Source organism: Vibrio sp. 1402 (genome assembly GCF_033340275.1).
Window position 1 is genome coordinate 1 of record NZ_JAWOWE010000776.1, and the last position, 504, is coordinate 504.

Annotated in this window: 2 protein-coding genes; both read left to right on the top strand. The window is 48.8% G+C overall.

Going from position 1 to position 504, the window contains the following annotated elements; genetic code table 11:
- A partial coding sequence (locus R7044_RS28430) for a molybdopterin dinucleotide binding domain-containing protein (RefSeq protein ID WP_318141761.1) occupies window positions 1-397 on the top strand: 397 nt, incomplete at its 5' end.
- Window positions 397-504: 4Fe-4S binding protein (locus R7044_RS28435; protein ID WP_225456443.1), on the top strand; the 108-nt coding region annotated here is incomplete at its 3' end. The genes R7044_RS28430 and R7044_RS28435, both read left to right, overlap by 1 nt.

The following is a 504-nucleotide window of genomic DNA, read 5'->3' on the forward strand; positions in this document are numbered from 1 at the left end:
TCGTAAAGAGTTCCCACTTCAGCTAACGGGCTTCCACTACAAATCACGCGCGCACTCTACGTACGGTAACGTGGACATCCTAAAAGCAGCAGCGCCACAAGAGCTTTGGATCAACCCGATTGATGCAGCGTCACGCAACATTGAAAACGGTGATTTGGTGAGCGTTCGTAGCAAATTCGGCGAAATGAACGTTCGCGTAAAAGTGACCCCACGCATCATGCCGCATGTGGTTGGCTTAGGTGAGGGTGCATGGTACGCACCAAACGCAAAAGGTGTTGACCAAGCGGGCTCAATCAACGTGCTGACAACACAACGTCCAAGCCCGTTGGCAAAATCGAACCCGAGCCATACCAACCTCGTTGAAGTGACGCTAATTAATAAAATGGGGGCTAAATAATGAGCACAGCGAAGCAGTATGGCTTTTACATTGATTCAAGCAAATGTACTGGCTGCAAAACATGTCAGCTCTCTTGTAAAGACAACAAAGATCTGGGTATCGACCGT